Here is a 24542-nt window from a genome sequence, read left to right as displayed (position 1 = left end):
CAAGGAAAAATACTGTAGACAACTAGAATTACGTTTGATTTTTCAATTCCGATTAGTAATTCCCAAATAAGAAAAAGGGAAGGAACTACTAAAAGGAACTTGACTTAGGACCATGTACCGGAATGATTTTTGGAATTACTAAAGGATATGGGCGCGGAACTTGTCGCTTGCATGTCTCTTTTTGAATTTTCTAAGAGGACTAACCATTTTTTTAGCGAATAATCATAATGGGTGATGTTATGGAATTAAAATGTAAATTAGATGAGTTAATAAAAGAAAGGGGATTAAAGAAAGGTTTTATTGCTGAACAAGCAGGTATAAGCAAAACAACATTAAGTGTGTTAATATCCGGACGATCATTACCTACACTTACAGTAGCCTTTAAAATCGCAAAAGTATTGGGCTTAAAGATTGAAGAAATATGGATACCTAAAGGAGATTGAATAAAGTGAAGAAGGAGATCATAATTTTAGGGATGTTCTTACTTTCTGGATGCGCTTCACAAACTGATACAAATAACGCAGCCGCTTTAGAGAAAAAAGATAAACAAATTGAGCAATTACAATCAATGGTTAACGATTTAAAAGATACAGTTAAGGAGCTGAAAAAGGAAAAAGATAATAAACAATTGCAAAAACCTAAAAAAGAAGAAGTAGCAATAACAGATAAATCAGCAATTGAAGAACAAACTACAGAAAAAGCAAAAGAACAACAAAACAGGGAGCAGAAAACAGACTATTCGGACACTAATTTTATCAATACTGTTAAAACAAGTTATCCTGACTTAAAGAATGCTTATAATCAATTGAACAACGCTATTGCTGATAACTCTAACGATGTCGGTAATTTATTAAATGATCTTGGTTCAAAAGCAAATATGCTTCAACTTGAATTAAAAAACAACAAGCCAACCAACCAAAATTTATTCAATTACGCAGAACAAATGTACAATACCTTACATTTGGTTAAGCTTAATAGTGACCTTTCTAAAAATGATTTTGACTATAAAGGAGTTGTTTTAGTAAAAAGTAATCAGAACTATAATGACTTGAAAGTTAATATGCAATCTATAGATTTTTTGTATAAAAAAATAATAAACAATAGCCCCCGCTAAGCAGGGGCGTTTTTTATCTTACAAACGGCTTGTATCCTTTTTTCTCAAGTTCTTTTGCTAGAGAGTCAGCGTTCTTTTTGTCCTTAAATGCGCCAACTTGCACACGGTATAATTCACCGTCTTTTTTCTTTTCTACGGTAGTTTTTGGCTCCGTGTCTACCTTTGTCTTAGGCTTTAATCCCAAAGCCCTAGCAATTCCTTTAGCTTCAGCAGCAGCCACTTCTTTTAAATTGTCATCGTCTTTCAAAAATTTCGCATCCTTGCTGTCGATAAATAAATGCTCGAGCAACATAGCCGGCATCGATGTTTCACGGACCACCGCAAAGTTTTCCTTTTTCAATCCCGTGCCATGTTCCCCAAATCCGTGTTTTTTGTAAACAGCAAGAACTTCATCATGAACGATTCTCCGGTATTTTTCCGTTGAGCTGCCAGCGCCAATGGTTTTATAGACAAACGATTCAAATCCCGTACCGCCCCCGGCATTCACATGGTTTGAAATAAACAAATCGGCTTTTTTACCATTTGCAAAACGTGCCCGATCACTCAACTCAATAAAGCGATCATCTTCACGCGTTAAATAAACGGTAACATCCTCATATCCCCGAATTAATTCATCCCTTGTATATTTTGAGATTTTCAAAACAATGTCTTTTTCTTTTAATCCGTTACCTACACAACCTGAATCTTTGCCGCCATGCCCTGGATCAATAACAACAATTTTACTCATTTCACATCGTCTCCTTTTTCACTTTGATTTTCAATTACATGTAAACGATCAGTGATAAAATTAGGTACTTTCACGCCGATTTGGGCCAAGTTTTCAATAATAGACAGGCCTTCGTTTGCGACATAAAAAAGAACGGTACCAAAAGCAAGGACACCGTTTAATGTAAGTATTTTGTCGGTAATGTTGGCAACAATAATCACTACGAAAATTAGCATCTTTCGGGCATACCCTAGCCAAGCCGTTCTGCTTCGTAAAGATTTGTTTTTAAATGCCTTGACGATCCCAGTAATGATGTCGCAAAGCATTAAAACCACAAGCAAATCCAAGAACTTTACTTCACCGAAGAGATATGTTTTTGCAATTTCCAAATCATTAAATCGTACTAACATTTGAACACTCCTTTGTCAAAATAAAAAGAGCCGCTTAAAAGCGACCCTCGTCATCTTTATTTTGTTTGAATGGTTTTGAAAATTTACCTTTACCATCCTCGTGGTGGTAAATCCCAATTAAAACAAATAGAACAACGCCTAAAATAGCTCCTATCAGATGAGTCATTTCATAAAAAAACATTTCACCTATCCAAAAAGCTATAAGAATTAAGGCAATTAATACATGGCCCTTAGACATAAAGCCTCTCCCTATCTGACTAATTTATTTGTTTTATCGGCAATACTATTCAATTTCTTTTGCAATTCCCTTAACTTGTCTTGCCGTTCTTTAAACGGTAGACTTTTGTTGTTTTGAATTTGCTTCATGGATTTCCTTACGTCCGAAATTTGTCTTGATTGACGACCGAAAATTTTACGCAAACGTTCATTCAAATCATTAGAGCGTTCACCAGTTGCCTTGTAATCCGCATTCGCTCTATCTAGCTTTTCCTTCGTACTGTAGAATTTGTCTAATATATCGTTGCTATAAACCGGATCAGCAGTCACTTGACGTTTTAATGTTTCGCTAATTCTGTCTAACGGATTACCCCCGTTATCGCTCGCTGTTGCTGGGATTCCGAGATCAGCTATCACCCCTCCGTAAGAATTTGCTAAGTAATCAAGTTGCTTCGGTGATAAGTTTAATTTATCTCCTAACCATTTGGAAACTTCACTTGTTCGGCTATCATATTGATATTTCGGTGACAATCTCTGTAAATCACCAGGCACAATCGGACGACCGGCAAAATCTTTATTCGCTCGTAAATCTGTGAATGGCGCTAAAACACTTCTTGCTGGAGGTTTAAATGCATCCAAGATTGTATTGGAAAATTTTTCAAAGGCTTCCGGATCATCGTCTTGCCATTTTCTTAACACTCTTTCCACGTCTGAACCAAACAATACTCCCAATTCACGAGGTTTAGGAATCTTATAAAATGTCCCATCACCTTTAGGGATTAAGAAGTTCGTGTCTTTGATGAAGTTACTTAACTTTTGATAATTCGGGTCTTTATGATTGATGGCATAAAGCACAATGCTTGGCACTGTAATAGCTGTAAAAGCTTTTACTCCTGCTTTTACAGGGTTATCTTTAAACGCTCTATAGGTTTTATCTAGACCTTGAATAGCAGCATTTAAGTAAGGAATAATCGCGTCAGCATCTTTAGTAACGTTCCCATACTTATTAAAGTTTACTGTAACGTCATTCGCTTCATACAGACCCCTAACTTTACTATCATAATCACCGTTTTTGGCAAACCTTTTGTATTCCGCTAGACGTGGCGCCGTTTCCACTGCGTTGTTCAAGTTTTCGAGTGCAGCCAAGCCTTTTCCGAGTAGTGGTTTAATCCCTTTTTGTGGCAAGATTGAACGTTTGCTTTGTGCTAGAAGGTTAACGTCACTAGCGATAGGCGATGAATGACCGCCGCCGACAGCCTTGAACGAACGATAAAGCTCATCATTCTTTATGACACTAACAACGGCACCCAATAAGTCCTTCCCGAATGTAAACGGGTTACTTGTAGACTTAGAGTTTACATAGGCAGTTGGAATGTCTCGGAAAATATTACGTGTTAACGAGAAAATCGGGTTAATGCCGGTTGTTAAGTTTTTCATTACCCTTGTCACTTGACCAAGCGAATGAATGATGATGTTTTGTGCTTTTGGGTCAAGATTCGTTAGTGCATCAAGTAATGCGGGATCATGAACCCTTACATGGACTTTTTGGCCATTAACAATTCCAGAAACCACATTTCCTTTATTCAAGTCCGGTTTTTGATCAAAACCTTTATTGAAATTCTCTAAAAGTCCTTCAATTCCTTCTTTGTTCAGTGTTTCTAAGACATCTTTCGAGTCTTTCGTTGGAACAATTTCGGCCCATCCTTTGAAGGCTTCAGGATTTTTGGAAATATTACGAATCAGGGTTTGCATGACTTCATTTCGTTTGGCGGTTTTGATATAGTTCGCCGTATGTTCAATTGTCGATTCAAGCGGGCTGATAATTTGACGTTGTGATCCAGTCGCCTTTTTAACAGGATTGGTTTGGTTAGCAAAACCTTTCTTTGCACGCCCGGTGAATAAAGACCGTTCAATATCTTTAAAAGCACGGTTATTTGGCACATAATGAGGATTCGCTTTAAGGTATCCCTCCCATTGTTCCGGCGTCAAAATACCAGTGTCCACCAACCAGGCTTTCCCTAGTTGTTTATTATAATCATAATATTCTTTGGCTAGTTGTTTAAATTCCGGATGTTTTTGTTCGTATGCTTTAACGATGGCCGCTGACTTCTCCGGGGACATCTTCATTTCGTCAGGGAAAACCTTTTCGCCACGACCCATTCGGGTAATAGCGTGTTTATTAATCAAGTAATCTTCAAAGTCAACTTCTTTGCCTTTAGGAATCTTCTTGGCAATATCTTTTAAAGATTGGCCGATCACATTACCTTTAGAATCCACTACGTTTTGCGTAAGGATTTGTTTACTGATCATATCGCTGCCGCGTGAGTTCAACCCAAGTATATGAGTAGATTCCGAAGCTTTCAATTTATTTCCTGTGATTTTTTCGACCGCTTCATCAAACTGTTTCAAACGATGTAAATTGTCAACGCCCTTAATGTATGCCTTATTTTTTAGTTCGGAAAGTGGTATTTTGCTTACAACGGTTTTTGAAACAATATGTCCTCTTGTATCAGGAATAACGCCATCATTGTTTCTAAAAAAGTCCGGCATTTCCTTAACCTTGACCAACTTAGGCTGCGGCTCAGCTGAAATAGCTTCGAATTTTTCCGTTGTACTTTTAGATTTCGGCAGATTATCAGCCAATTTTGTTAGTCCTTTATTCGAAAGAACATTAACCGGTTGTTCCTTAGTTGCCCCTGTGGTTTCTATAGCGTTTTTAAGTTCTGCGATCGGATGGGTTTTAACCCCTTTATCGCTCGATTTTAGCTTACTTAGACCTTTAAGTAGTTTAGACCCTCCAATTTCAATTAAAGGGTCTGCGACGGCTCCTAAAACCGTTCCCAATGCGATGTTTTTTAGATGATCTTTACCCGAATAGCTTTCATGATCTAATGCCGCTTTTACTCCGCCACGAGCGCCTTCATAAATCGCTCCGGCCGCCGCTCCTTGCTTAGCAATTTGTAGCGCTTTTTTTGCTGTTGAAGCCTCTTTTAGTCCCTTTGCCCCTAACCCAACGGATTTCGCCGCTTTTATTGATCCTGTACCGGGCACAAGAAAACCCGCTAAATCTGACATTAGATCAATAGCGCCGCCTTCGCCGAATTTGCGAGTAGCGAATCTTTCGGCTTGTTTACCGCCTTGTTTCTTGTCAATGTATTCTAAAGCTCCTAATGTCGCCGAATTCAGTGTACGGGCGGCAGATCGATTAATTTCTTTAGAAGCATTACTGCGTTTGCGTTTAACTTCACCTGTAATAGCTTCTTTAAACGAGACATCATCAAAGGGGTTAAGAGCATGATAAGCGTTTTTAGAGGTCTTAGCTAGATCATGACCTAATCCTTCCCAAAAACCCTCTTTTTTCTTCTTCTTAGGTTTCGACTTTTTAGGCGGGTCAGCTAACCCATTTGCCTGCAACCTCTTATAATTCATTTCCTCACGCATCAAATCCTGCTTGCTCATGTTAATTTTATCGTTTTTTTTTGATGAAGAATCAAAAGGATTAATAATATCTAAGATTTTTTCGCCCGTTTTCTTTGCCTCTTTAATTGGATGACCGAAAACTTTCTCACCTATTTTTCCAATGTTTTTACCAAAATCAACAAAGCCTTTGACTTGGTTTTGCATGTATTTCCATTTCGCTTGATTCTCGTCATATTTTTTCTTCGACATGCCATATTTTTCAATTTCAGCAAGATGTTGTTGGTATTTTGCTTCCGCTTCTGCTTCTTTCATGCGTTGGATATAGTTTTCCTTCGCTAATGCTGCTTTTGCTTGCAGACGACCTACTTCCCCAGCACGGGAAATGCCGGAATCATACGAACCTTTTCCATACATCTGCTCGAATATTTTTTTGTATTTCTTATCATCGAATTTATAAGGCATAGACAAACCGCCTTTCGTAGGTAAAATAAAAAAAGCGAGCTTATGCCCACCTTTAATCAATAATATTTAATTATGGAATAATAACAACTCAAAACTAAATTAAAATAATCCAAATGATACTTTTGCTAATAAAGAACCGACCACCAATATTGGTAAAGCGTACCATTTATGAGCGTTCCAGAATGCTAACGCTTTTGCAGGCGTGCCGTATCGGTCTTTAACGTACTGCGCCATCATGACTAGCTGATGAACAGGATTGTTATAATTAAGTCCTGTTTTCTTCTCATAAGCCCGTCTTGTTGAGGATAAAAATTGCGCATATCCATACGCTGTGGATTTCGGATTTTTTGCTGTAGGATTATAAGAAGATTCACGGCGTACAATCTCACTCAACAAAGGAACCCAAGCAGGATCGACACCCATCTTGACGGCCGCCGCCATATTCTTTTGAAACGATTTAGGGCCGCTTGACGTGGTGTAATTAGCCCCGGATAATCCATTCATTTGCGCTTGATACATTTCTTTTTGAGCCGTTAAATTAGAATTCAACTCGTACATTCTCCAGGCGGCATCTTCACCGTAACGCTTTTTCGCCCAATCCAATTGCGCTTTTTGTGACGCACTCATGTGGTTGTATTGGTACTTTCTCCAGTTCTTTTCCCACTTCGCATCCGAACGACTAGCGTTATACTGCAAATCCCAATGGGAATCCGCTATTTTATCGCGGGCTTTTTGGAAATCAAACTGCTGTTGTCCCATGTACTCGTTAAACAGCTGTGATCGCCTGCGGTCATTAATGTCTTGATTCCGTTGAATCGAATTTAGGGCCATTTGCCCGATCTGCGACGCTTTTTGTGCATTTAAATCTGTAATTTGCCCCTGTGTTGCTAATGATAGCTTCGTTTGCTGATCAGCCGCTAATCCACTATTAGCAAGTCCTCTCGCTTGAACAACTGTGCTAGCCGTCATTTCATTCTGACGTTGTTGCCGTTGTAGATTGTTGAACGAATTTTGATAGAGTGGATCCAATTGTCTTGCGGCTTGAGTTGTTGCGCTATTGTAGGTCAAGGGTTTGTACTTATACTTGAACATGGCACCCTCCTTTATCTCAACCAAGGTGTAGGATCAATCCGTCTGTTGATATTTCCGCCCCTACGCACTTCGTAGTGTAAATGTGGTCCATCAGAATCCCCAGTATTTCCGGATATGCCGATGAATTGACCTCTGTTAACACGCTGTCCAACCTTAACCCCTACACCATCCATATGGGCAAAAAGATGTATATCACCATTTGCAGTCCTTATGGCAACTACATTTCCGTAGTTACCATAGCCTGACCCTTTTTTACCCCATCCGGAATAAACGACAGTTCCCGAAACGGTAGAAGCTAACTTTGTTCCTCGTGGGACGGCTATATCAACTGCACCATGATTTTCCCCACCGTTGCGACCACGATACCCGAAACCAGATGAAATTTTGTATTTGCCGTCTCTGGCATTTGGTATCCACCCCCCTCCTGACGACGAACTAAAACCCGAATATCCATCAATCTGCGTTTGATACATTTCTTTTTGCGCTTTCAGCGTTTGGTTCAATTCATACATTCTCCACGCAGCATATTCACCGTACTGTTTTTTCATCCAATCGAGTTGTGCCTTTTCTGTAGCACTCATATGGTTGTACATATATTTCTGCCACTCTTTTTGCCATTTGGCATCCGACCGGCTCGCGTTAAATTGTTTGTTCCATTGAGAGTCTGCTACATTTGCACGACTCTTTTGATAGTTAAATTGTTGTTGGCTCATGTACTCATTGAATAACTGAGAACGCCGACGGTCATTGACGTCTTGATTCCGTTGTACCAGGTTTTGTGCCATTTGAGCCATTTGCGCATTGCGTTGTGCGTTCAAATCTTTGATTTGCGATTGCGCGGCAATGCCTATTTTTGTGAGTTGGTCAGCCGCCAAGCCGGAGTGTGAAAGCCCTCTTGCTTGTGCTACCGTACCGGCTTGCATTTCATTGTTGTATTTTTGGGCCTGAACATTTCTAACGGCGTTTTGATACAATGGGTCAAGCTGATTTTTCGCCCACTTAGTTGCCGTATTATACGAAAGAGGAGAATATTTATACTTGAAACCTGCCATTCATTTCCCTCCTTTACATAAAAAAAAGAACCTACTCTACGTATGGTTCGCCTGTAATCCGTTCAAAATCTTCAATCGTTAAATCGTTGTAGAAAACAGCTTCTTTAAGTTGGTCTTTAGTTGCCCAATTGTATTTGTAAGCCAATTCCCAAAAGTTCATGCTGTGCCTCCTTTGAGTAGTTGAAGTTTTAAGTCAACCATTTCTTTTCCAAGGCTATCTTGAAGCGCCTTTGCCTCTAACCTTTCCAAGCGTTCGTTAGCAATCTGCTCCCCAAGTTGTTGCTCAATAGGTTTGTGGGCTTTTTTTCTGTTGATTAGTTCTTGTTGGTACGCTTCATCCTTAATTAATTCACCCGTATCATATTTAAAAATGAATGGATTAAAAAGGACTTCGTGGTTCTCATCAACCTCGATTTCAATGTCATCGGGATTTCCTCGGGTACTACTCCAACCCTGTACACGCTCACCATTCATAGACAAGTAGATTTTCATGCGATTCCTCCTTAAAACTCATAAACATAACGCAAGACCACGTCATTTGCCGAATTGTCACTTCCGCTATTATCGTCGTGTCCGGTGATGGTTGAATCGTTAATGTAAATTCGTTTGGCTGTAAGCGAGACGGTTTTATCCGACATCCCATAAACAATCGGGATAAGAAAACCACCGCCATTATCAATTTCTTTAAAAAACTTTGGAATGAAGGTGATTGCCCAGTCGAAATCGTTTTCCGTTGGCTTTGAACCTGGATCATAGTCGGACCAAATTAACACCCATCCGTTGCGGCATTCTGATAGTTTTTTCTTAGGCGTGATGGTTTGGTCACCGAATACATACAAGGCGCCTTTCCAGAGTTGCAATTGCGGGCCGCCGACATTAACCCATCCCTGCCATACCCCGGCCATCTTTGTGTTTCGCCATGTGCTTCCATCATTGCCAAAGGCGATTAGTTCGCCGTAATCGTTCCCCGTTGTTAAATACAGGCCTCGAAAGCTGTTTTCTTTGTTGGGATTGTTACGGGTATCTTTGTTCGAATAAAAGGTTGCCAGGTTGCCGTCGATACCGTAAATATTACCGTTTGTTCCGCCGAGCATGAACGGCATGCCGCCGTCATCCTTAGTGATCTTATACATTTGCGCTTTGTCTTTATCCGCCTTAAGATTAACGGATTTGTCTAAATCATTTACGGCTTTAATGAGTTGGTTAAACTCATCGTCCACCTGTTGAGACGATATCCTCGTCCCTGGTTGGAAATCATATTTGCGCGTATAAGTAGCCATCCTTTCACCTCACTTATGCGTTTTTTACCTTGTACTCTATAGTGATTCCATAAATCGTTATAGGCTCATCTAAATTATCGTTGGAAATCATGAGTTGTATGTTTTTTCCTTTTTTCCCTAACTTAATCACCGTCTGAAGAAGTTCAGAAAAATCCCATTCCGCCTCGTCCCAGTTACTTTCATCCCAAATTGCGCCCTCATTGATTGGTGTTTCTACAATGCCGGCATCGACAATCTGGAAATAATCGATAAAACTTTGAATGGCGTAACTCGTCTTAAAGCCGTCATATTGTTTAAACACCATCCAAAGCCGTTTGAATTTTTTATCCTGCACAGGTGTGTTAAGGTCAAGAATTTTTGTTCGGATGTAGAAGGCGATGGGAGCCCCGTCATCGTTGAAAATAGTGTCCTTGAACTTATGGATTAGCCCGGCATTGGTTGAGAAATACAATTCCCCGTCTTTTGTTAAAAACGAATTCGCTTTTATATTTGTCCACCGCACCCATGAGCCAAGAAGGACATCGTAAATCAAACAAGTGCCGTCAGGAAACGCTAAATAGTATTTGTTGTTATAAAAATGCCCTACTGCCTTTGATTTATCCGCTAAAGAATACTTGGCGAGTGTTTTTTCAATGGATTCACTCACGATTTTTGCGCTAATGTAGTTTTGATCGGTTGAAAAAAGCGCGTAAACGTGATCTTCTGCCAGATAAAACACGTTATTTCCTACGATTTGAACGGAATTTGGTGAAATACAGCCCGCAGGCACGTTTACCCGGCTTAATTCATAGTCTGTAATACTAGTCCCATCACCTCGTAATATCCACAAGCTACGCTTCATGAGGATTAAAAGCGCATCACGAAAGACTTTTAGCTGCACTATTTCGTCGTTTTCCTCTGGCGCTACATCAAAAAAGTAGGTTGCCGGCCAGTAATCGTATACAGCATAGCCTAAATACGGATCATGGTAACAAAAAGACACCCGATTTTTTACGGTCGGGTGTGCTGCAGCAAATATCCTGTCTTTTTTTATCGCCATACAGCGAAAATTTGTGAGATTGATAAGGTCGTTAGTTCCAGGGCTAGTTTGTTCATCTGTTGTCGGTACATGTGCAGTAACTTCTGCCACATCAGTACCGTTGTATCGCTTCAATTTCCCTTGATCCGCAAGTAAAACGACATCGTTAATGTTTCGATCTTTATACGTTATCATTTGCACGTTATTACTCGTCAAAAAGGTAGGCGATGAGGGAATTGAACTAAGCACGCCGTTGCTATCCTTGTTGAGCTTCAATAGTCCAACGGCTAATAATTCCGTTGTTCCGTCGTTTTTGTTGAACAGGTATAGCTTATTAATCGGGAAACCTGACGAATTAGGCGTATATCGGCTATACCCATACCGTTTGGATGCGTACCCACGCCCTAGTATAGCGTTTTGCGCGTCTACAAGGGCATTATCCGGGATGAGGTTAGGAGCGTCTTTGTCGTTGATGCCTGCCGAAAAGTCACGCATGGTCATTAATAGTTTGTTGGACAACCTAACCCCTCCTTAAATCTCTGCTTTCCACTTCAAAACAACGTTATTCGTACCCGCCGCAGGAGCCGCATTGAAATAGACGGTTAAATTGGTCGCATCTGCAGTTACATACTTAATACCTGCTGTTCCGGCCGCAACGCTTGCAGGAACCACCGAAAAAAAGTTAGGAATCGCTCCTAACCCATGTGGAATAGTTTTTGATGTGGACGTTCCATCGCCGTTATATGTCAACGTGCCAATGTTCGAGTCCTTTAAATCACGCCAAGCATACCAGTTCCCACTACCATCTGTTAGCGTTCGTCTCATCTTTACATTGTACAATGTAGCACTGTACGGGAATGCAATTTGCATAGCCGCGTTTGTTCCGGCATTAAAATGAAGGATACCCCATGAAACATCAGATGTCGGACGATTAGCTGCAGAACTACCTGCCCAGTAGAAACCGCTTGCCATTGAAGCGTTATTGCAATCAGTGATCCATGTTACGGTACTTGCAAGGTCCCCCATCGCAAGTAAATCAGCCGCTATATCCTTTATCCTCTTATTCACTAGCCCAATATCAGCACTCGTCGTCTTGAGTTTTTGCGGATTGATCGCCGGCTTTTTAACGTATAGAAAGTCCGGAACTGGACGTTCTGTTTTACCGTTGTCATCTATCGGATTATTTAGCATAACCCCACGAATTAACGTTTGCGAAGAGCCGCCTCCGTCCAAACAATAGGCGAATGTTGCCCCTTTCGCAAGGAGAATCCGAATCATATCGTCATATGTCATCCCTGTATTCTTTGAAGTCCGGCCTTCGCACGTCAAGAAAATAATATCCTTATTAGGTAACTGCGCTATCGCCTGTCGTGGGTTTGGCTGTATGGTGTTGGATTCGCTATTATAGACCGATGGATCAACTGCCGCCCCATTTATAATCATCGGGTAAAACCCGGTTAACGCATGCACTACACCATCGTCCAACAATTGGCTTGATGGTGTAGTAGGCGGGTAAGATATGAGCGTATTGTCGTCTTTAATCCCTAAAATGTGCCGATTATACGGGTTATTAACGTTCTCCTGCATAACCACACCATCTTTAATCTGCATACCCCGGGGTTGCAAAGTGGTCATATCAAACGTTGAGGCGTTGGCGGCAAACGACGTGATATTACGAGTGGCAAAATCCCTGGCCGATTCTCCCTGCCCAGTGTTGAATTGGTCTTTGGAAAAGCCATGTTGTAATTTAATGATATTGCCGTCTTTGTCCAGATATGGAATGGTCGTCAAATAATAATCTGTGTTAGATGTGGCGTCTCTCAACTTTTCGAAAGTGATCTCATCATAAAAAACCGTCTCCGCCAAGTTGGAAAAGACGCTTTCTAAATTCTTTTGGTCATTATCGAGCCTTTCCTTTAAATCGGTATATTTGACTCCGTTCGCATCTTCTCTCGCACGAACGGCCTCTAATTCGGTGACATTCACGTTTCTTCCTAATGATGTCGATTCAACGTAGCCCATATAGCCCCTCCTTTCTTAAATCATGAATGTAGGATTAATTCGATCAGGCTTTTGATTGCGGGCTACAAACTGCCCTAGTTCGCGCAATCGGTTGTTAAACTCCGAAAACGCCGCTCCATAAAGGTTTTCTTCTTCATCCTGGTACTTCGCTTTGGCTACCGCATAAAGTACCGGAAGATCATGAAACGGCATTGGTAACGCAGGAACGTCCTCCGGATTAACCAAATGCGGAAGGTAGGCGAGATAATACATATCAACAACCGTTTCAGTGATGTTCTGAAAACCGATAATGTTCCCCCATCGTTTATAACCCGATCCGTTCTGGTCAAGAAGGTCTAGTTCCTTGTATGGGCCGTTACTTCCGATGACATAGATCAATGTCATTAAATCGGCAGGTAAATCGTAATCGGATACCCCTTCTTCTAAAAAAAGAGTGGTTCGCTTTTCGTACCGCATAACATCAGAAGCTAAATCCAACGCACGATTTATCCACCCGAGCAAAGTTGACATGTCAAAAGTATCGTCAGTGTCCTTGTTGATCTCATCAATCATTTGTGAAAGGTTCATACTTTCACCCCTTTCAAGGCATAAAAAAAGCACTCAATGAATGAGTGCATGTTGAACTAAGAACTCCGTTAGTGGAACATGAAGGTTAAATTAAATTTTCCCTTCATACCTTAAAGCGTGGAAGTTTAACTTCCAACCGATAGATTGAGTTGAATCTAACAATGCTTGAAAATCATCATTTGTCAGAGGGAGTTCCTTATCAGCAAACTCTCCAAAAACATTATCAAAAAAATCTTGAGTTGTTTCACCCGGCATATAGCCGCCAACGATCATGTTGATATTTCCCTCAGCATTAATTAAAGATTCTTTTAAAGTCATCAAAACCCCCCCCTTATAGATACCATAATGCACGAGTAGCGTATTTGTATGTTTGGTCGGTTGCTGAATTGTTAATGACACGGAACGTCAAAAAGTGAAATGATATGGTTGTTTTTTTTAGACAAGCGCTAATCTGACCTCCTGAACTTGCATCATCTTGTATAGCAAGGTTTCCGTCATGATTAAACGGTTTTTGAACAAACCTAGCTATATACGAATGTGGCGTATTTGCTTCTACAGCGAAAGAAGCATACTCATATGGTCTTGCATCGTTGATAGCTTCCAGAAGTAAAGTAGCGCCCGCTGGAACCGTAAAATTTACCCCACCTATGTCCTTTACATCTGGTAATTTTGATCTTTTGGGAATAGCCTGCGCATCTTGCAGATTACTCCCCGTTAGCGTAACTTTCTGCGCATATGTTCCGTCCGGGTTTTGTTGATAATAATTCGGGTTTGACATCTATATCACCCCTTAAATTTCGGAAAACTTCTCCATGTTTTGTTCCGCTTCAATCGTACGGTTATACGAATCCTGCCATACTTCAGCGACAACACGTGGCACTTCAATCGGTTTGCCTACAGCCAAGTAAAATTCTTGACCATTAACAGATACCCATACATGTTTTGCCGGGTTGTTCCGATCCCTCGGAATCGTAATTTTTACTTTTTCCTGTGCTAATATCGCTTCACGTTCGGATTGCAGTTCCTTTTCGATCTCTTTTTGACTTTTAGCCATTTCATTTCCTCCTCATAATAAAAAAAGGAGAGCCGTAGCCCTCCTTAATTTTAGTTATTACACAATCGCACTTTCGTAACGAAGAATCGCCTTTTCTTGCAAACGAACAGCAGTAAACGCCGATTTCCAGGCAACCGTGCTGTAAAGGTTCATTGGGTTGGATGTATCGCTCGAATCTCCGTTAGAGTTTTTAACGATAATATCAGGCTTGGATGAACCCTGAATGTCCGGAATACCGTAAGCCCCTTCACCAATTACAATAGTTCCGTATACATCAATACCGCCTGCACCGGCGCCAGTGAATACAGGGGCAGTATTTGCTTCAAGGAAGTAGATGCCGTACATTTGCCCGGCGATACCTTGTTCTCGGTTTTTCGTGTCCACATAGGTGTTTTGGTCTTTCCATTCTTGAAGACCCATAATAACAGCAACTACTTCTGGATGAGTAAAAGCTAAATAGCCTTTCCCGCCGCTCGGTAGCTTAATTTGCTTAACGTTATTTTTAACCATGATGGTTCGGAGTTTGATAATGTCAGCAGCAGAAATTTTGTCTGTACCTGCTGCAATTTGGTTACGTGCCGTTTTGCCGTTAGCATACTTGACGTTAGTCCCTGCTGCCACAATGTCACGAACGATGGTATCCATTGAAAGTCCGGCATGATCACCAAACATTTGGGCAGTTTCCGTAATAATCGGGTCTAACCCTGTCATGTCAAGGAAATCAGATACTTTTGTCCATGCGCCGTATTGCTTAACAGTTGCCGTTACTTTGTTGATGGTTAAGTCAAGTGCATCAGGAGTTGTACCCTCTACGATGGCAGTAGTGCTCAGTGTAGGGAGTTCTAAACGTCTCCAAGATGTAGTTGCGCCGCTACGTTTCGGTATGTTTTGCTTTTTTCCATAATTCATGAAAACCACATTATCAATTAGTCTTTCGAGCATCGCCCGTTGATAAAATTCCGCTTGCTCAGCTGTTAAAGCGTTATAGCCTGCGCCTGATTGCGCATATGTTTGTACGTTACTTGCCATAAATAATCATCTCCTTAAAGGTTTTTTACTTCACCTCTTAGAACACGTTCTACTAGGCTATTAAAGTCCGATTTCCCCATTTGCTTAATGCTAGTGTTATGAGGGACATCGCCTCCGCTTAGTGGTCCTGGAGAGGCCATTTGATTTTGTTGTAACTTCTGAATTGCTGTTTGCTCGGATTGTCGAGCCACATTATCGTACATGTATGAACGATAGGCGTGGATTAAGGGAAGTCCTTCACGCTCCCGGATCGCCCACACTTCTGCCGGGATGTCTTTCGGCTGCACTTCAGGGTGAGCCTCAAAAAAAGATTCCATTTCCGAGTTGAATTTGGCTTCTTCTTCCTGTTTTGCTTTTAATTCGCGCGCAAATTGAATATCCGGATGGTTTTCCAGGAACTTATTCAACATGTTCGGGTCAATCCCGGCTTGCTGATACTCTTCCATTTGCCTTTGTTGTTCAGCTTCTTCAATCGCTTGAATCAACTCATCATGGGTTTGGTAGCCCGATAATTGAGCTAGACGATTCAAGTGTTGTTCGTATTCGGTAGCGCGTTGTTGTACTTTTTCGTAGTTGAGCCCCTTTTGGATATATTCCGGGGCCTGCTCGTAAGGAACTTTTACCGGTTCCTTATTGTATTTCACCTCAAAATACTGCTCCTGTGGTTCGGAAGCAGGCTCTTGTATCTGTTCTTGTTGCTGTATATTGTCTTGCATAGGTTCTTGGCTTTGGTTGGCCATAAATTCTTCCATTTGTTAAATCCTCCTTCGGTATGGTAGCCGAATATTTGCCCAGTTTACCGTCATATGGCAGGACAAAATAAAAACCACCTACTGTTGAGGCGGTACGACTTGTTGCATGATCTGATCTTGTAATTCAGGCGGTAATTTCTCGAAGTTTTTCTGTTGATGTTTCGGTAGTTTGCTTAATTCCTGGTCAAACGGATGAGGGGCGTTTTCTGCCTCCTGTTGTTGTTGCATCATCATTTGTTCTTCTTGCTGCTGTTGCATGAGCATTTGCTGTTGTTCTTGTTGTTCCTGCACCTCTTTTAAGAGGCGATCTTTAAACGGAATGACGTTTTTAGGCGCATAGCGCAAATATTGCTCTAAAGAAATCTGTTGTGTATCAAACAGTTTATCCAGGGATGTCATCATCAGCGATTCGCTGTAACTGGATGATGGACCAATGTCAATTTTCAATTTCATATCGACGTCGGCGTAATCCGTTCCAACGAAAGAATCGGTGTAGGATTCCCCTTCGTCATCCCTTAACGCAACGGTACGTTCCATATTGTAATAAGTCGTCCAGAACTCCAACCAAATCCGCCCGACGTCCTCCATCGCTTGGTAAAAACGTCTTTTCACGGCTTCAATCGGAATTCCGGACGCTTTTTGCAGCAACATAATGGCTGTCGCGTTCATCTGCGCCGTTGATTGCTCCCCTAACGCATTCTCGTTCGCTCCTGTGAGTTCCTTTGTAAACTGCATAAAGGATTCAACTAACGTTTGAGCGACCGGAGAAATGTTACCAGGATTTAAATATTGCACAACGGAATCTATCCGCCCGTTCACACCATTCACCGAGATAATTTCTCCAGGCTCATTGGTTGGTGTGTTTTGTACGAAACTACGATCTAAAACCAATTTAGGCCATCCTGTAAGCTGCACACTCAATAGTTGCATAGCCATAAGAAAGTTAATGCCTTTTTGGTTTGGGATGAGTCCTTCAGTATCCCCGATTCCAAATATGGACTTTCTGCGGCGCTCCCACTGCATGATAACAAGAGGATAAAGCTTTAATCGGGTGTTTGTTTTCGGCTTAATAACGACGTTCCCAACCACTTTCATGAAGAAAATGGAGCCGTTTTCCTTCCAATACTTCGTTAAAACGGTGCATTTGTCGCTTCCCTTCACTTCTTGCTTAGCCATGTCATACGCTTGGTCTTGTGTATCGCTATCAGGAAGGATTAACGCGACTAATTCCTTTGATAAACCATTGGATTCCGCCTCTTGCCGCACATTTGACACTAAATCACGGTGCGTAATAATGATATACGGCTGTTTTTGCACGTCATTGTTTTGCGGGTTCCCAGGGAAAAAGTTAACCGGGTCGATGATTTCGCCAGCGATTTCCCCTTTATACTTCATCACGTTACCGCCTGTTTTGGAATTATCCCAGTAATAGTGCCATATTCCTGTGCCCGTGTTAGCCGCAATCTCTAACGCTTCTTCGTTGAGTTTGTCTTGCTTGATGTTCTCCCAGGTCGCATCGGATAGACGGGAAAAACGCTCGGCACCTTCATATGGTCCTTCTTCGGTATCTAAATCCTCCGCAGTAAACACCATTTTAATGTTCTCGTTCATGACGGATGAGACTTTAAACTTCTCAATCCGGTTAATAATGTTGAACACCGGGCGAGGTAGGTTCTTTGTTTTCTCCGTTACCGGTGGCCACTGATCCCCGGAAAGGAAGCGTTCATATTCCGCCCATTTCTCGTGGAATCCCTGTTGTTTCTTATAGCTTAAAATCTCTTTGTACTGGTTCTGGACTACGCTTGCCAGTTCCATGATCTTATCTGACATCTACTCACCTACTTTCAGTCGGACCATTGAGCCATTCAGCCAGGATGTTTACCTGTTCTTTCTCCTGTTTCGACTGAATAATGGGCTCAATCGGGTTTTTAGGCATATCCATAGTCGGAGGCTTTTCGTTCCTCACTTCAATCTGCCATCTAAGTCCCAATTGCACACCCTTGTACGCAAAAAAACCGGCAGCAAACATGCTAACCGGGATGGTACACGCTAATATAATTGTCACCATGTCATGAATCCTCCTTGATTCTCGTCATTCGTGCGGAATGGGTATGGGATTTGCTTCTTAACAATTGGAATACTTGGAGTATATGGCCTGCTCATAAGCGCATACCGCCAGTCATCGTACGCATGATCTTCCGCATCAGTGTCAATGTCTTCAACCTTTGTTTCGCTGTACGGAAGGTTAGGAATCGTTCGTATGCTGTCTTTGCACGTTGAGAACACATAAAGCATCGGAATGCCGTTTTCGTCGAATTTTAGACGGTTATGCACCTGCATTTTGCCGTTTAATCGGTCGTTATCGGCTTTTAACCAGGTCACACCTTCTTTGAGCATGATGTCAGCCACACTTTCCCCTCTATCCTTAGACCAAATGGACGGATCAGCAAAGCCAATAATGTTTCCGTCTCCCGCTTCACGCTCTTTTATCCCTTTAGCGATCTCCGTAGGAGATAGTTTTAAGCCGACATTGGGTTCACCTGTACATCCATACCATTCTCTATAGCGATAAAGGCGACCGTCGTAATCAACTGCCCACCACCCAACGCTAAACGGGCGAGAATAGCCGTAGTCAAACGATCTAAATTTATGCCATCCGTCCGGAATCCTAAATGGCTCAATAACGTGAGTGTATCGTCTTTCCGGATTCGGGCTGTTCATCCATTCCGTAAATACTTGACCTTCGAATACGTTCCAATCACCAAATAAAAGGGCCTTTTTCAAAGCTTCGGGTTTTTGTTCTAATTCGAATATATAGTCATCGGTAATATGCGGATTGTCAGTTGCATAAGCAGGGATGTATTGAATCTTTTTGATCTGCGTTTTTCCTAATGTTTTGGATTCAATTTGCCGTTCATGAATTTTAAACGGCTCGCCTATATCGATAAAATACGCTTTTACCCATCCGTGACCTACTCCGCCCGGGTTAGACGTACACCTAACTTTCGGCTTAATCCCTAACCGTTTGTTAGCCCGTAGGCGTGTTTTCAGGTAATCGTACACCGTTTTTGAAAAGTGTGTGAGTTCATCAATAAATAACCAGTGGATTTCTGCCCCCTGGTATTTAAAACGGTCATTTTCACTTTGACAATAGCGGAACCGCAATTCCGATCCATTGATAAGAAAATAGGTTTTTTTCGAATCGTTGTACTTCCCTATTTCTTTTGGAATGCTATTCATTGCCTCCGCTATGAGTGTGTCACGTAATTCCGGGTATGTTTTACGGAATAGATAGGCATTGGTATTCGGATGCTCAAGACAAAGTTGTAAGGCTTCCATTACCGTCGCTTTACTCTTCCCTCCACCTGCTGCCCCTCCATATAGCACTTCATCAGCAGTCGACGAGTGGTACATCCCTTGTTTTTCTGTCGGCCTGTAATTAATTCTAATTTTCATCCCGATCACCACGAGGAATTGCACTTTCGATAATGATATTCTTATCCTCTTCGTTCGCTTCTCGCTTATCACGCCACACGTCCGGCTTGCGATTTTTCAACCAAAAAATTTGAGCCGTCGTGTCCGGCTGCACTTGTTTTCTCACCCTTTTAACTTCTATGCCGCCTTCATAGGTGATTTCGTCATATACATATCCTAATGCACGTTTTAATAAAGCATTTTCTACTTGACGGTCAATGACTTCCTTGCCACGTTTTAAGGCGTCACATATGTCACTGTACTTATTTTTCCATTCATATAATGTTTTTCTAGTTATTCCCATGTTATGGGCTATTTGCTCATCTGTAAGTCCGTCCCTAGCCCATCCTTCTATTTTAATTAGACCTTCATCCTCTAACCATTCATGATATTTACCTGTAGCCATTTACAATAGCACCGCCTCCCAAATAAAAATCATCGAATCATTTTATTACTCGTTCTCCTTTTACCATGAAGTTAAATTTCTTCTCACAATATGGACAGTTAGTTTTAACAGAATCAGAAGGTTTCGGGTCTGACTTCTTCCCCAGTCCTTTTAATTGATAAGTACGTAAAGGACTACAATTGTATATATCCTCTGTTAATTCGTAAACAGGTTTTAAACAATGAGGACAATATATCTTCTCCCCTTTATCGTACAACTTCTTTATCATTGCCTAACTTCTCCCCTTACACCTTCAAATAAAAAAGACGTGATCTACTCACGTCCTGTTAAACGTTTATTTACTCCCTACAGAGAGTGGCGTACTAAACGGCTCGTCAGCTACACCCAAGCACTCACCGAGGAACGTTTTACGACTACCGGTATTAAGTACAAGCGACCTCAGAAAAAAACATATTGTGCTTTGATAATGGGTCGATTTAATACGGCTTACTTCTCTCTAGGCAATAAATAAAATTTCCGACATTTTTTATATCTCTGCCACCCACCCGCTTGGCATTCATTGAGATATGTTTCCCACTTGTCCTGTTGTTTTGCGCCCTAACCCATCCACGTCAAGCGCGTGCCTCCGCCCCTAAAATGGCTTTCGGTTCCCTAGTGCCGTTTATATTTAAAGCCCTAGTCACTCGTTAGGACTGCACAAAAGAAAAACTACCCCTTATCGCTTAACCCCTCACACGAGAGGCGACCGGGCTAACCCCGATCCGACAATAACAGGTAGTTTCAACGAATAAGTATAACTTGTATGAAGTAAGTTCGGTGTTCCCTCCCTTCCTACATACAACATATTGATACTTTGATTATAGCTTCTTGTCTAACTCACATTCAATTTTCCTGTAATTCCTGCATTTTCCGCAATCTCTGCATTTTCCTTCATTCTCTTTACTATCTCATCTTTTATTGTGTAAACAGTTCGCTCGGAAAATCCCATGTGTTGCGATATGGAAACAATGTTCATTCCGTCTAACATACAATTTAAAACGGTGAGTTGCCGTGCATCTTCAATACAAGCCATGTTGTTTTCAATGAACTGTACCTTTGCTTCTAACTTAGTAAGTGTCCTTCGTTTTCTTTCCCGGTTGATTACTTCCCTACCGACTGTATCGCTGTTCCCGTTGGCTTTCGGTAACGAGGCTTCTATTCCATATTGTGTGGTACATGAGGTGTTTGCTGTTGCTAACTCTTCATGTAATCGGTCAATTTCTTTTATCATCCAATGATAATCACGTAGGGCATCCTCAATTTCTTTACGCTTCAGCACTGGCATCACCTTTCTTTTGTACCGCTACCCAACTAGATAACTCAAGAAAATCACGTCTGTTCCGTTCCGCTTCCTTCTCCCATTTGTCACGATCTTCAAGGGCCTGTTGGAGTTCCTGATAATTGAACTCATTCACGTTTCTTTCAAACAACAACTCGCCTTTTAATTTTTTGTTTTCCTCCCGCAATCGTTCCACTTCTTCGTATAACTCTTTCATCCAGTAATCCTGTTTCCTATGATGATACTTGTTGCCATCATACATATACGCCTTAATCCACGCTTTTATCTCCTGTAATTTATCCATTTGCACCCTCCAACACTTTAATTAATTCCTTCAAATACCACTCTGCCTTTCGTACATCCTCCACGCCGTTCTTGTATTGATACCGGGACATGTATTTCAAAACGTTGCCGAGCAAATAGCCTTCCAACTGGACCGGTGTCATCTTCGCTTTCATGTAATCAAATGTTTCAATGCCGCCTCTCTTGTAGTGGTCCGGGTTGATGTTGTCGAGCGCCGTTTCATAATTCATGTTCATCCCTACACCTCCGATTGAAATTTAAGTATTGATTGCAACGCATTCACTTGCGCCTGTATGGACTTTAACGCCTCAATGGATGCTTTATACTTACCTTCCGCTAAATCCCTCTTATGCTTTAAATCTGCCACGTTTCCGCGGGCTACATCTGAAACAAGGGTCACGCTCATTCCTTCGCTTTTCAATATCAATATTTCTTTAGAGAGGGCAAGACGATAATCCCTCTCTGTATCTGCTTTTTCTTTAGCAAGCCTGTATACTTCATTACCGGCCGCCGCTAAGCGGTGTGTTGCCTCATATATTTCTCTTGCGATTATGGAAAGCTCCATTACTTCACCTTCTCGTAATTATCGTAAGAAATCGATAGTCTCCAAATATTCATTGACCAACCTAGCGGGACTTTGTTAAAGCTGAATAACTTAAAATCACCTTTATCCCAATACTTACCGTACACAAATGATAAATATTTAGGTCGCGCCGGGCTTCCCCAATTTATTGTCATTTAATCACCTTCTTTTATGGAAATACATCCAGGTATTATAAGTGCCCATAAAGGAACCAAACTTTTCGTTACAATAATCCCTACAGACACCGGGATAGCTACCGAAAGCCATATTAGTGCGTAAGCTGTCGTTGGCTTCATTTATTCACCCTCTTCAATGCTTCCTGTTTTATATTCCACAATGTAAGTCTTGCCGTTTTGCATCGCTTCCGTAAAATCTTCGATGCTTTCTATCCTCTTGTTATGTTGAATGATTTTTGACGGAGGATTAGGGTACTCGTCGCACGGAAAAACGAATATTTGATGTGAGCCTTTCCAAGCTATCCACTCACAATTGTTTGCCCCAAACCAAAATGCTCGAATTTCTTCTGACCACTCACCTATCGTTTTCAACTTTTCACCTTCTTCGCTTTTCTCCGCAACTGCTTCAATTCATCCAGTTCAATCCACCCTCCGAACTTTTTGATATACTTAACCACTGACAATTTGTAAGGGTACTTTTTTTCAAATAACTTTCTTTTTATCGCAAAATCAGGAGTACATACCCCTTTGATATCAACAGCCTCAACTGCTCCACCCGGATGAACAACCTCAAAGTCAGCTACATATTCGATTTTCCGATAAGTTTTCCCGTTCTTTTTAAATGCTTCTTGAAGAACGTAACGCGGCTGTAACGTAAATGCTTCAATTTCGCCTTTAGCTTGCCGTTCTTTGAGGTAAAGGTAATATTGGGATTCGAGTTTCGAGTCAAACTCAATCCCATCTACTACCGTTTTCTTGGCCCCGTACTTACTCATGACCTTCAACCCTTTCCCGATACACACGCTCAATCTCTTCGTCCGTCATCCGTTCAAATGTACTGGTGTTCCATCCTAAAAACCACGCTAAAATGCTTATCATGTTCTCGCGCTCTTCCGGATTCATTTAAGCACCTTCCTCCTTAAAACCATTGCGCAGTATTCAAATGCGTGTGATTTTTCATCTTCCATTACACATTCGAGGAACTTCCCTTGCATATAAAGACCTTCCGAAATATCATGATATTGCCTTGCCTTTGCTTCAAAATCATCAACAATTTTTTCAATCTCTTTCGGGTCAATCGCCATCTAATAACCCCTCCAATTGTTTTATAAAGGCTTGCCGATCCAGTATCTTCACTTCCGTCATTTCATATATCCAGTCCCCGGGAGAGGATGCCTTCTTCCTCTCCAATAGGGTTTTGATTTCTTCTTCATGCCTGTGTATCAATTCTTGGATGTCCTGCATCCTCTCTTTCCTCTCTAACCTGTTCCGCTATTGCACAAGCCACCGCTGCCACTTGAATTAATTCATTGTATAAATCGTCTGCATCCGTTTCCTTTTCGCTGATAAGACCTTTTTGCATTGCTTGGCATACCTCTCCGTATTCCTCGCCAAGAATTGCTAACCATGTACCGTGGTGATGCCGCTGTTTTCCCCACTTTGATTCTTGTCTGTATCGTTCTAAACCAATATCAATCAATGTATCGTTTATGTCTTTTCTAAATTCCATTTCCCTCTCCCTTTCTGCGGTCGTTGATCTCGATGGGCGAGAACGTATAATTCCCCGCTTACCTCAATCATTGTCGGCATTCCTTTTCTTGGCCCGTCCTTCTTGATTTTCTTCACCTTTACTATCGGTCTGTACCGCTCGCCTATGGCTCTTTGTATCATGGGCGGCCGCCTCAAAACGGGAGCATTTCATCCGAAATATCAATTGGTGTGCCGTCATTAGCGAATGGGTCTGGCTGCTGTCCTCTGTTTTGCTGTTGCGAACGTGGCTCTAAAAACTGAACCGATTCCGCCACTACCTCCGTGATGTAAATTCTCTTGCCGTCCTTTTCATACGACCGGGTTTGAATACGGCCGTCTACTCCGGCGAGGGAACCTTTCTTTAAGTAATTGGCTACGTTCTCTGCAGCTTTTTTAAAGCAAACGATGTTGATAAAATCCGCTTCCCGCTCTCCTTGCTGATTCGTAAATGTGCGGTTAACAGCAAGCGTAAAGTTGCAGACGGCCACTCCTGATGGCGTGTAGCGTAAATCCGGGTCTTTTGTAAGCCTTCCAACCAAAATAGTGCGATTTATCATG

Annotated in this window: 35 protein-coding genes; 2 read left to right on the top strand and 33 right to left on the bottom strand. The window is 41.5% G+C overall.

Annotation, left to right across the window (positions count from 1 at the left end; translation table 11 throughout):
- The first annotated feature begins 239 nt into the window (after positions 1-239).
- Both H538_RS0105765 and H538_RS0105760 read left to right on the top strand, forming a co-directional pair.
- On the top strand, positions 240-443 hold the full coding sequence (locus H538_RS0105765) for a helix-turn-helix transcriptional regulator (protein WP_035350308.1): 204 nt from the start codon (positions 240-242) through the stop codon (positions 441-443).
- Positions 444-448: 5 nt separating this feature from the next.
- Complete coding sequence (locus H538_RS0105760; RefSeq protein ID WP_026676781.1) at positions 449-1114, top strand: hypothetical protein; 666 nt, start codon at positions 449-451, stop codon at positions 1112-1114.
- Positions 1115-1127: 13 nt separating this feature from the next.
- Here H538_RS0105760 and H538_RS0105755 read toward each other — a convergent pair whose 3' ends face one another.
- The 33 genes from H538_RS0105755 to ssb all read right to left on the bottom strand — a co-directional run bounded on the left by H538_RS0105755 (position 1128) and on the right by ssb (position 24541).
- Positions 1128-1841: an N-acetylmuramoyl-L-alanine amidase gene (locus H538_RS0105755; RefSeq protein ID WP_026676780.1), complete on the bottom strand. Its 714-nt coding sequence runs from the start codon at positions 1839-1841 to the stop codon at positions 1128-1130.
- Positions 1838-2230 carry a phage holin family protein gene (locus H538_RS0105750; RefSeq protein ID WP_026676779.1) on the bottom strand — a complete coding sequence of 131 codons (393 nt, stop codon included), beginning with the start codon at positions 2228-2230 and terminating at the stop codon, positions 1838-1840. The genes H538_RS0105755 and H538_RS0105750 overlap by 4 nt, the downstream gene beginning before the upstream one ends.
- A 34-nt stretch (positions 2231-2264) precedes the next feature.
- A complete protein-coding gene (locus H538_RS0105745) occupies positions 2265-2468 on the bottom strand; it encodes a hypothetical protein (protein ID WP_026676778.1) in 204 nt (67 codons plus the stop codon).
- A gap of 11 nt (positions 2469-2479) precedes the next feature.
- Positions 2480-6328 (bottom strand): LPD38 domain-containing protein, encoded by a 3849-nt coding sequence (locus H538_RS0105740; protein ID WP_026676777.1) that lies wholly within the window; start codon positions 6326-6328, stop codon positions 2480-2482.
- Positions 6329-6427: 99 nt separating this feature from the next.
- Entirely contained in the window at positions 6428-7420 is a 993-nt protein-coding gene (locus tag H538_RS25020) for an aggregation-promoting factor C-terminal-like domain-containing protein (RefSeq protein WP_051291324.1), read from the bottom strand.
- An 11-nt stretch (positions 7421-7431) separates the two neighbouring features.
- A complete protein-coding gene (locus tag H538_RS25015) occupies positions 7432-8472 on the bottom strand; it encodes a M23 family metallopeptidase (protein ID WP_051291322.1) in 1041 nt (346 codons plus the stop codon).
- 31 nt (positions 8473-8503) lie between these two features.
- The gene (locus tag H538_RS25430) at positions 8504-8632 is read right to left on the bottom strand and encodes an XkdX family protein (protein ID WP_081412584.1); all 129 of its coding nucleotides are present in this window, start codon (positions 8630-8632) and stop codon (positions 8504-8506) included.
- The gene (locus H538_RS23190) at positions 8629-8964 is read right to left on the bottom strand and encodes a hypothetical protein (RefSeq protein ID WP_035350201.1); all 336 of its coding nucleotides are present in this window, start codon (positions 8962-8964) and stop codon (positions 8629-8631) included. Before H538_RS23190 ends, H538_RS25430 begins: the two co-directional genes overlap by 4 nt.
- 11 nt (positions 8965-8975) lie before the next feature.
- Complete coding sequence (locus tag H538_RS0105715; RefSeq protein ID WP_026676776.1) at positions 8976-9752, bottom strand: hypothetical protein; 777 nt, start codon at positions 9750-9752, stop codon at positions 8976-8978.
- A gap of 13 nt (positions 9753-9765) precedes the next feature.
- A complete protein-coding gene (locus tag H538_RS23185) occupies positions 9766-11289 on the bottom strand; it encodes a hypothetical protein (protein ID WP_051291320.1) in 1524 nt (507 codons plus the stop codon).
- Between the two features lie 12 nt (positions 11290-11301).
- Positions 11302-12792, bottom strand: a complete 1491-nt coding sequence (locus H538_RS23180) for a phosphodiester glycosidase family protein (RefSeq protein WP_051291318.1) — start codon at positions 12790-12792, stop codon at positions 11302-11304.
- Positions 12793-12807: 15 nt separating this feature from the next.
- Positions 12808-13359 carry a phage adaptor protein gene (locus tag H538_RS0105700; protein ID WP_026676775.1) on the bottom strand — a complete coding sequence of 184 codons (552 nt, stop codon included), beginning with the start codon at positions 13357-13359 and terminating at the stop codon, positions 12808-12810.
- 90 nt (positions 13360-13449) lie between these two features.
- Positions 13450-13677: a hypothetical protein gene (locus tag H538_RS0105695; protein WP_026676774.1), complete on the bottom strand. Its 228-nt coding sequence runs from the start codon at positions 13675-13677 to the stop codon at positions 13450-13452.
- 13 nt (positions 13678-13690) lie between these two features.
- Positions 13691-14137 carry a hypothetical protein gene (locus H538_RS0105690; RefSeq protein ID WP_026676773.1) on the bottom strand — a complete coding sequence of 149 codons (447 nt, stop codon included), beginning with the start codon at positions 14135-14137 and terminating at the stop codon, positions 13691-13693.
- 12 nt (positions 14138-14149) lie between these two features.
- Entirely contained in the window at positions 14150-14413 is a 264-nt protein-coding gene (locus H538_RS0105685; RefSeq protein ID WP_026676772.1) for a hypothetical protein, read from the bottom strand.
- A 57-nt stretch (positions 14414-14470) separates the two neighbouring features.
- Positions 14471-15442: a N4-gp56 family major capsid protein gene (locus H538_RS0105680; RefSeq protein WP_026676771.1), complete on the bottom strand. Its 972-nt coding sequence runs from the start codon at positions 15440-15442 to the stop codon at positions 14471-14473.
- Positions 15443-15456: 14 nt separating this feature from the next.
- Positions 15457-16194 carry a hypothetical protein gene (locus tag H538_RS0105675; protein ID WP_026676770.1) on the bottom strand — a complete coding sequence of 246 codons (738 nt, stop codon included), beginning with the start codon at positions 16192-16194 and terminating at the stop codon, positions 15457-15459.
- Positions 16195-16272: 78 nt separating this feature from the next.
- Positions 16273-18024 carry a portal protein gene (locus tag H538_RS0105670; RefSeq protein WP_026676769.1) on the bottom strand — a complete coding sequence of 584 codons (1752 nt, stop codon included), beginning with the start codon at positions 18022-18024 and terminating at the stop codon, positions 16273-16275.
- Positions 18025-18028: 4 nt separating this feature from the next.
- Positions 18029-18262 (bottom strand): hypothetical protein, encoded by a 234-nt coding sequence (locus H538_RS0105665; protein ID WP_026676768.1) that lies wholly within the window; start codon positions 18260-18262, stop codon positions 18029-18031.
- The gene (locus tag H538_RS23175) at positions 18256-19650 is read right to left on the bottom strand and encodes a phage terminase large subunit (RefSeq protein ID WP_051291316.1); all 1395 of its coding nucleotides are present in this window, start codon (positions 19648-19650) and stop codon (positions 18256-18258) included. The genes H538_RS0105665 and H538_RS23175 overlap by 7 nt, the downstream gene beginning before the upstream one ends.
- The gene (locus H538_RS0105655; protein ID WP_026676767.1) at positions 19640-20074 is read right to left on the bottom strand and encodes a transposase; all 435 of its coding nucleotides are present in this window, start codon (positions 20072-20074) and stop codon (positions 19640-19642) included. Before H538_RS0105655 ends, H538_RS23175 begins: the two co-directional genes overlap by 11 nt.
- Positions 20075-20945: 871 nt before the next feature.
- The gene (locus H538_RS0105645; RefSeq protein WP_051291314.1) at positions 20946-21392 is read right to left on the bottom strand and encodes a LuxR C-terminal-related transcriptional regulator; all 447 of its coding nucleotides are present in this window, start codon (positions 21390-21392) and stop codon (positions 20946-20948) included.
- On the bottom strand, positions 21379-21696 hold the full coding sequence (locus H538_RS0105640) for a hypothetical protein (protein ID WP_026676764.1): 318 nt from the start codon (positions 21694-21696) through the stop codon (positions 21379-21381). The genes H538_RS0105645 and H538_RS0105640 overlap by 14 nt, the downstream gene beginning before the upstream one ends.
- Positions 21689-21931: a DUF3310 domain-containing protein gene (locus H538_RS0105635; RefSeq protein WP_026676763.1), complete on the bottom strand. Its 243-nt coding sequence runs from the start codon at positions 21929-21931 to the stop codon at positions 21689-21691. Before H538_RS0105635 ends, H538_RS0105640 begins: the two co-directional genes overlap by 8 nt.
- A gap of 2 nt (positions 21932-21933) precedes the next feature.
- Positions 21934-22260 (bottom strand): hypothetical protein, encoded by a 327-nt coding sequence (locus H538_RS0105630; protein ID WP_026676762.1) that lies wholly within the window; start codon positions 22258-22260, stop codon positions 21934-21936.
- Between the two features lie 173 nt (positions 22261-22433).
- Complete coding sequence (locus H538_RS26000; RefSeq protein WP_154657910.1) at positions 22434-22574, bottom strand: hypothetical protein; 141 nt, start codon at positions 22572-22574, stop codon at positions 22434-22436.
- Positions 22575-22826 carry a hypothetical protein gene (locus H538_RS23170; RefSeq protein ID WP_245595193.1) on the bottom strand — a complete coding sequence of 84 codons (252 nt, stop codon included), beginning with the start codon at positions 22824-22826 and terminating at the stop codon, positions 22575-22577.
- A complete protein-coding gene (locus H538_RS0105610) occupies positions 22823-23230 on the bottom strand; it encodes a DUF1064 domain-containing protein (RefSeq protein ID WP_026676761.1) in 408 nt (135 codons plus the stop codon). The genes H538_RS23170 and H538_RS0105610 overlap by 4 nt, the downstream gene beginning before the upstream one ends.
- Positions 23223-23357 carry a BH0509 family protein gene (locus H538_RS25995; RefSeq protein WP_154657909.1) on the bottom strand — a complete coding sequence of 45 codons (135 nt, stop codon included), beginning with the start codon at positions 23355-23357 and terminating at the stop codon, positions 23223-23225. The genes H538_RS0105610 and H538_RS25995 overlap by 8 nt, the downstream gene beginning before the upstream one ends.
- On the bottom strand, positions 23354-23539 hold the full coding sequence (locus H538_RS0105600) for a hypothetical protein (protein WP_026676760.1): 186 nt from the start codon (positions 23537-23539) through the stop codon (positions 23354-23356). The genes H538_RS25995 and H538_RS0105600 overlap by 4 nt, the downstream gene beginning before the upstream one ends.
- 125 nt (positions 23540-23664) lie before the next feature.
- The gene (locus H538_RS0105590) at positions 23665-23964 is read right to left on the bottom strand and encodes a MazG-like family protein (protein WP_026676759.1); all 300 of its coding nucleotides are present in this window, start codon (positions 23962-23964) and stop codon (positions 23665-23667) included.
- A complete protein-coding gene (locus H538_RS0105585; RefSeq protein ID WP_026676758.1) occupies positions 23943-24125 on the bottom strand; it encodes a hypothetical protein in 183 nt (60 codons plus the stop codon). The genes H538_RS0105590 and H538_RS0105585 overlap by 22 nt, the downstream gene beginning before the upstream one ends.
- 11 nt (positions 24126-24136) lie before the next feature.
- Positions 24137-24541, bottom strand: a complete 405-nt coding sequence (ssb, locus tag H538_RS0105580; RefSeq protein ID WP_026676757.1) for a single-stranded DNA-binding protein — start codon at positions 24539-24541, stop codon at positions 24137-24139.
- Position 24542: the final 1 nt, after the last annotated feature.

Source organism: Fictibacillus gelatini DSM 15865 (assembly GCF_000430745.1).
GTDB lineage: Bacteria > Bacillota > Bacilli > Bacillales > Fictibacillaceae > Fictibacillus_A > Fictibacillus_A gelatini.
The sequence above is the reverse complement of the archived record's forward strand: the minus strand, read 5'-3'. Positions and strand labels throughout refer to the sequence as shown.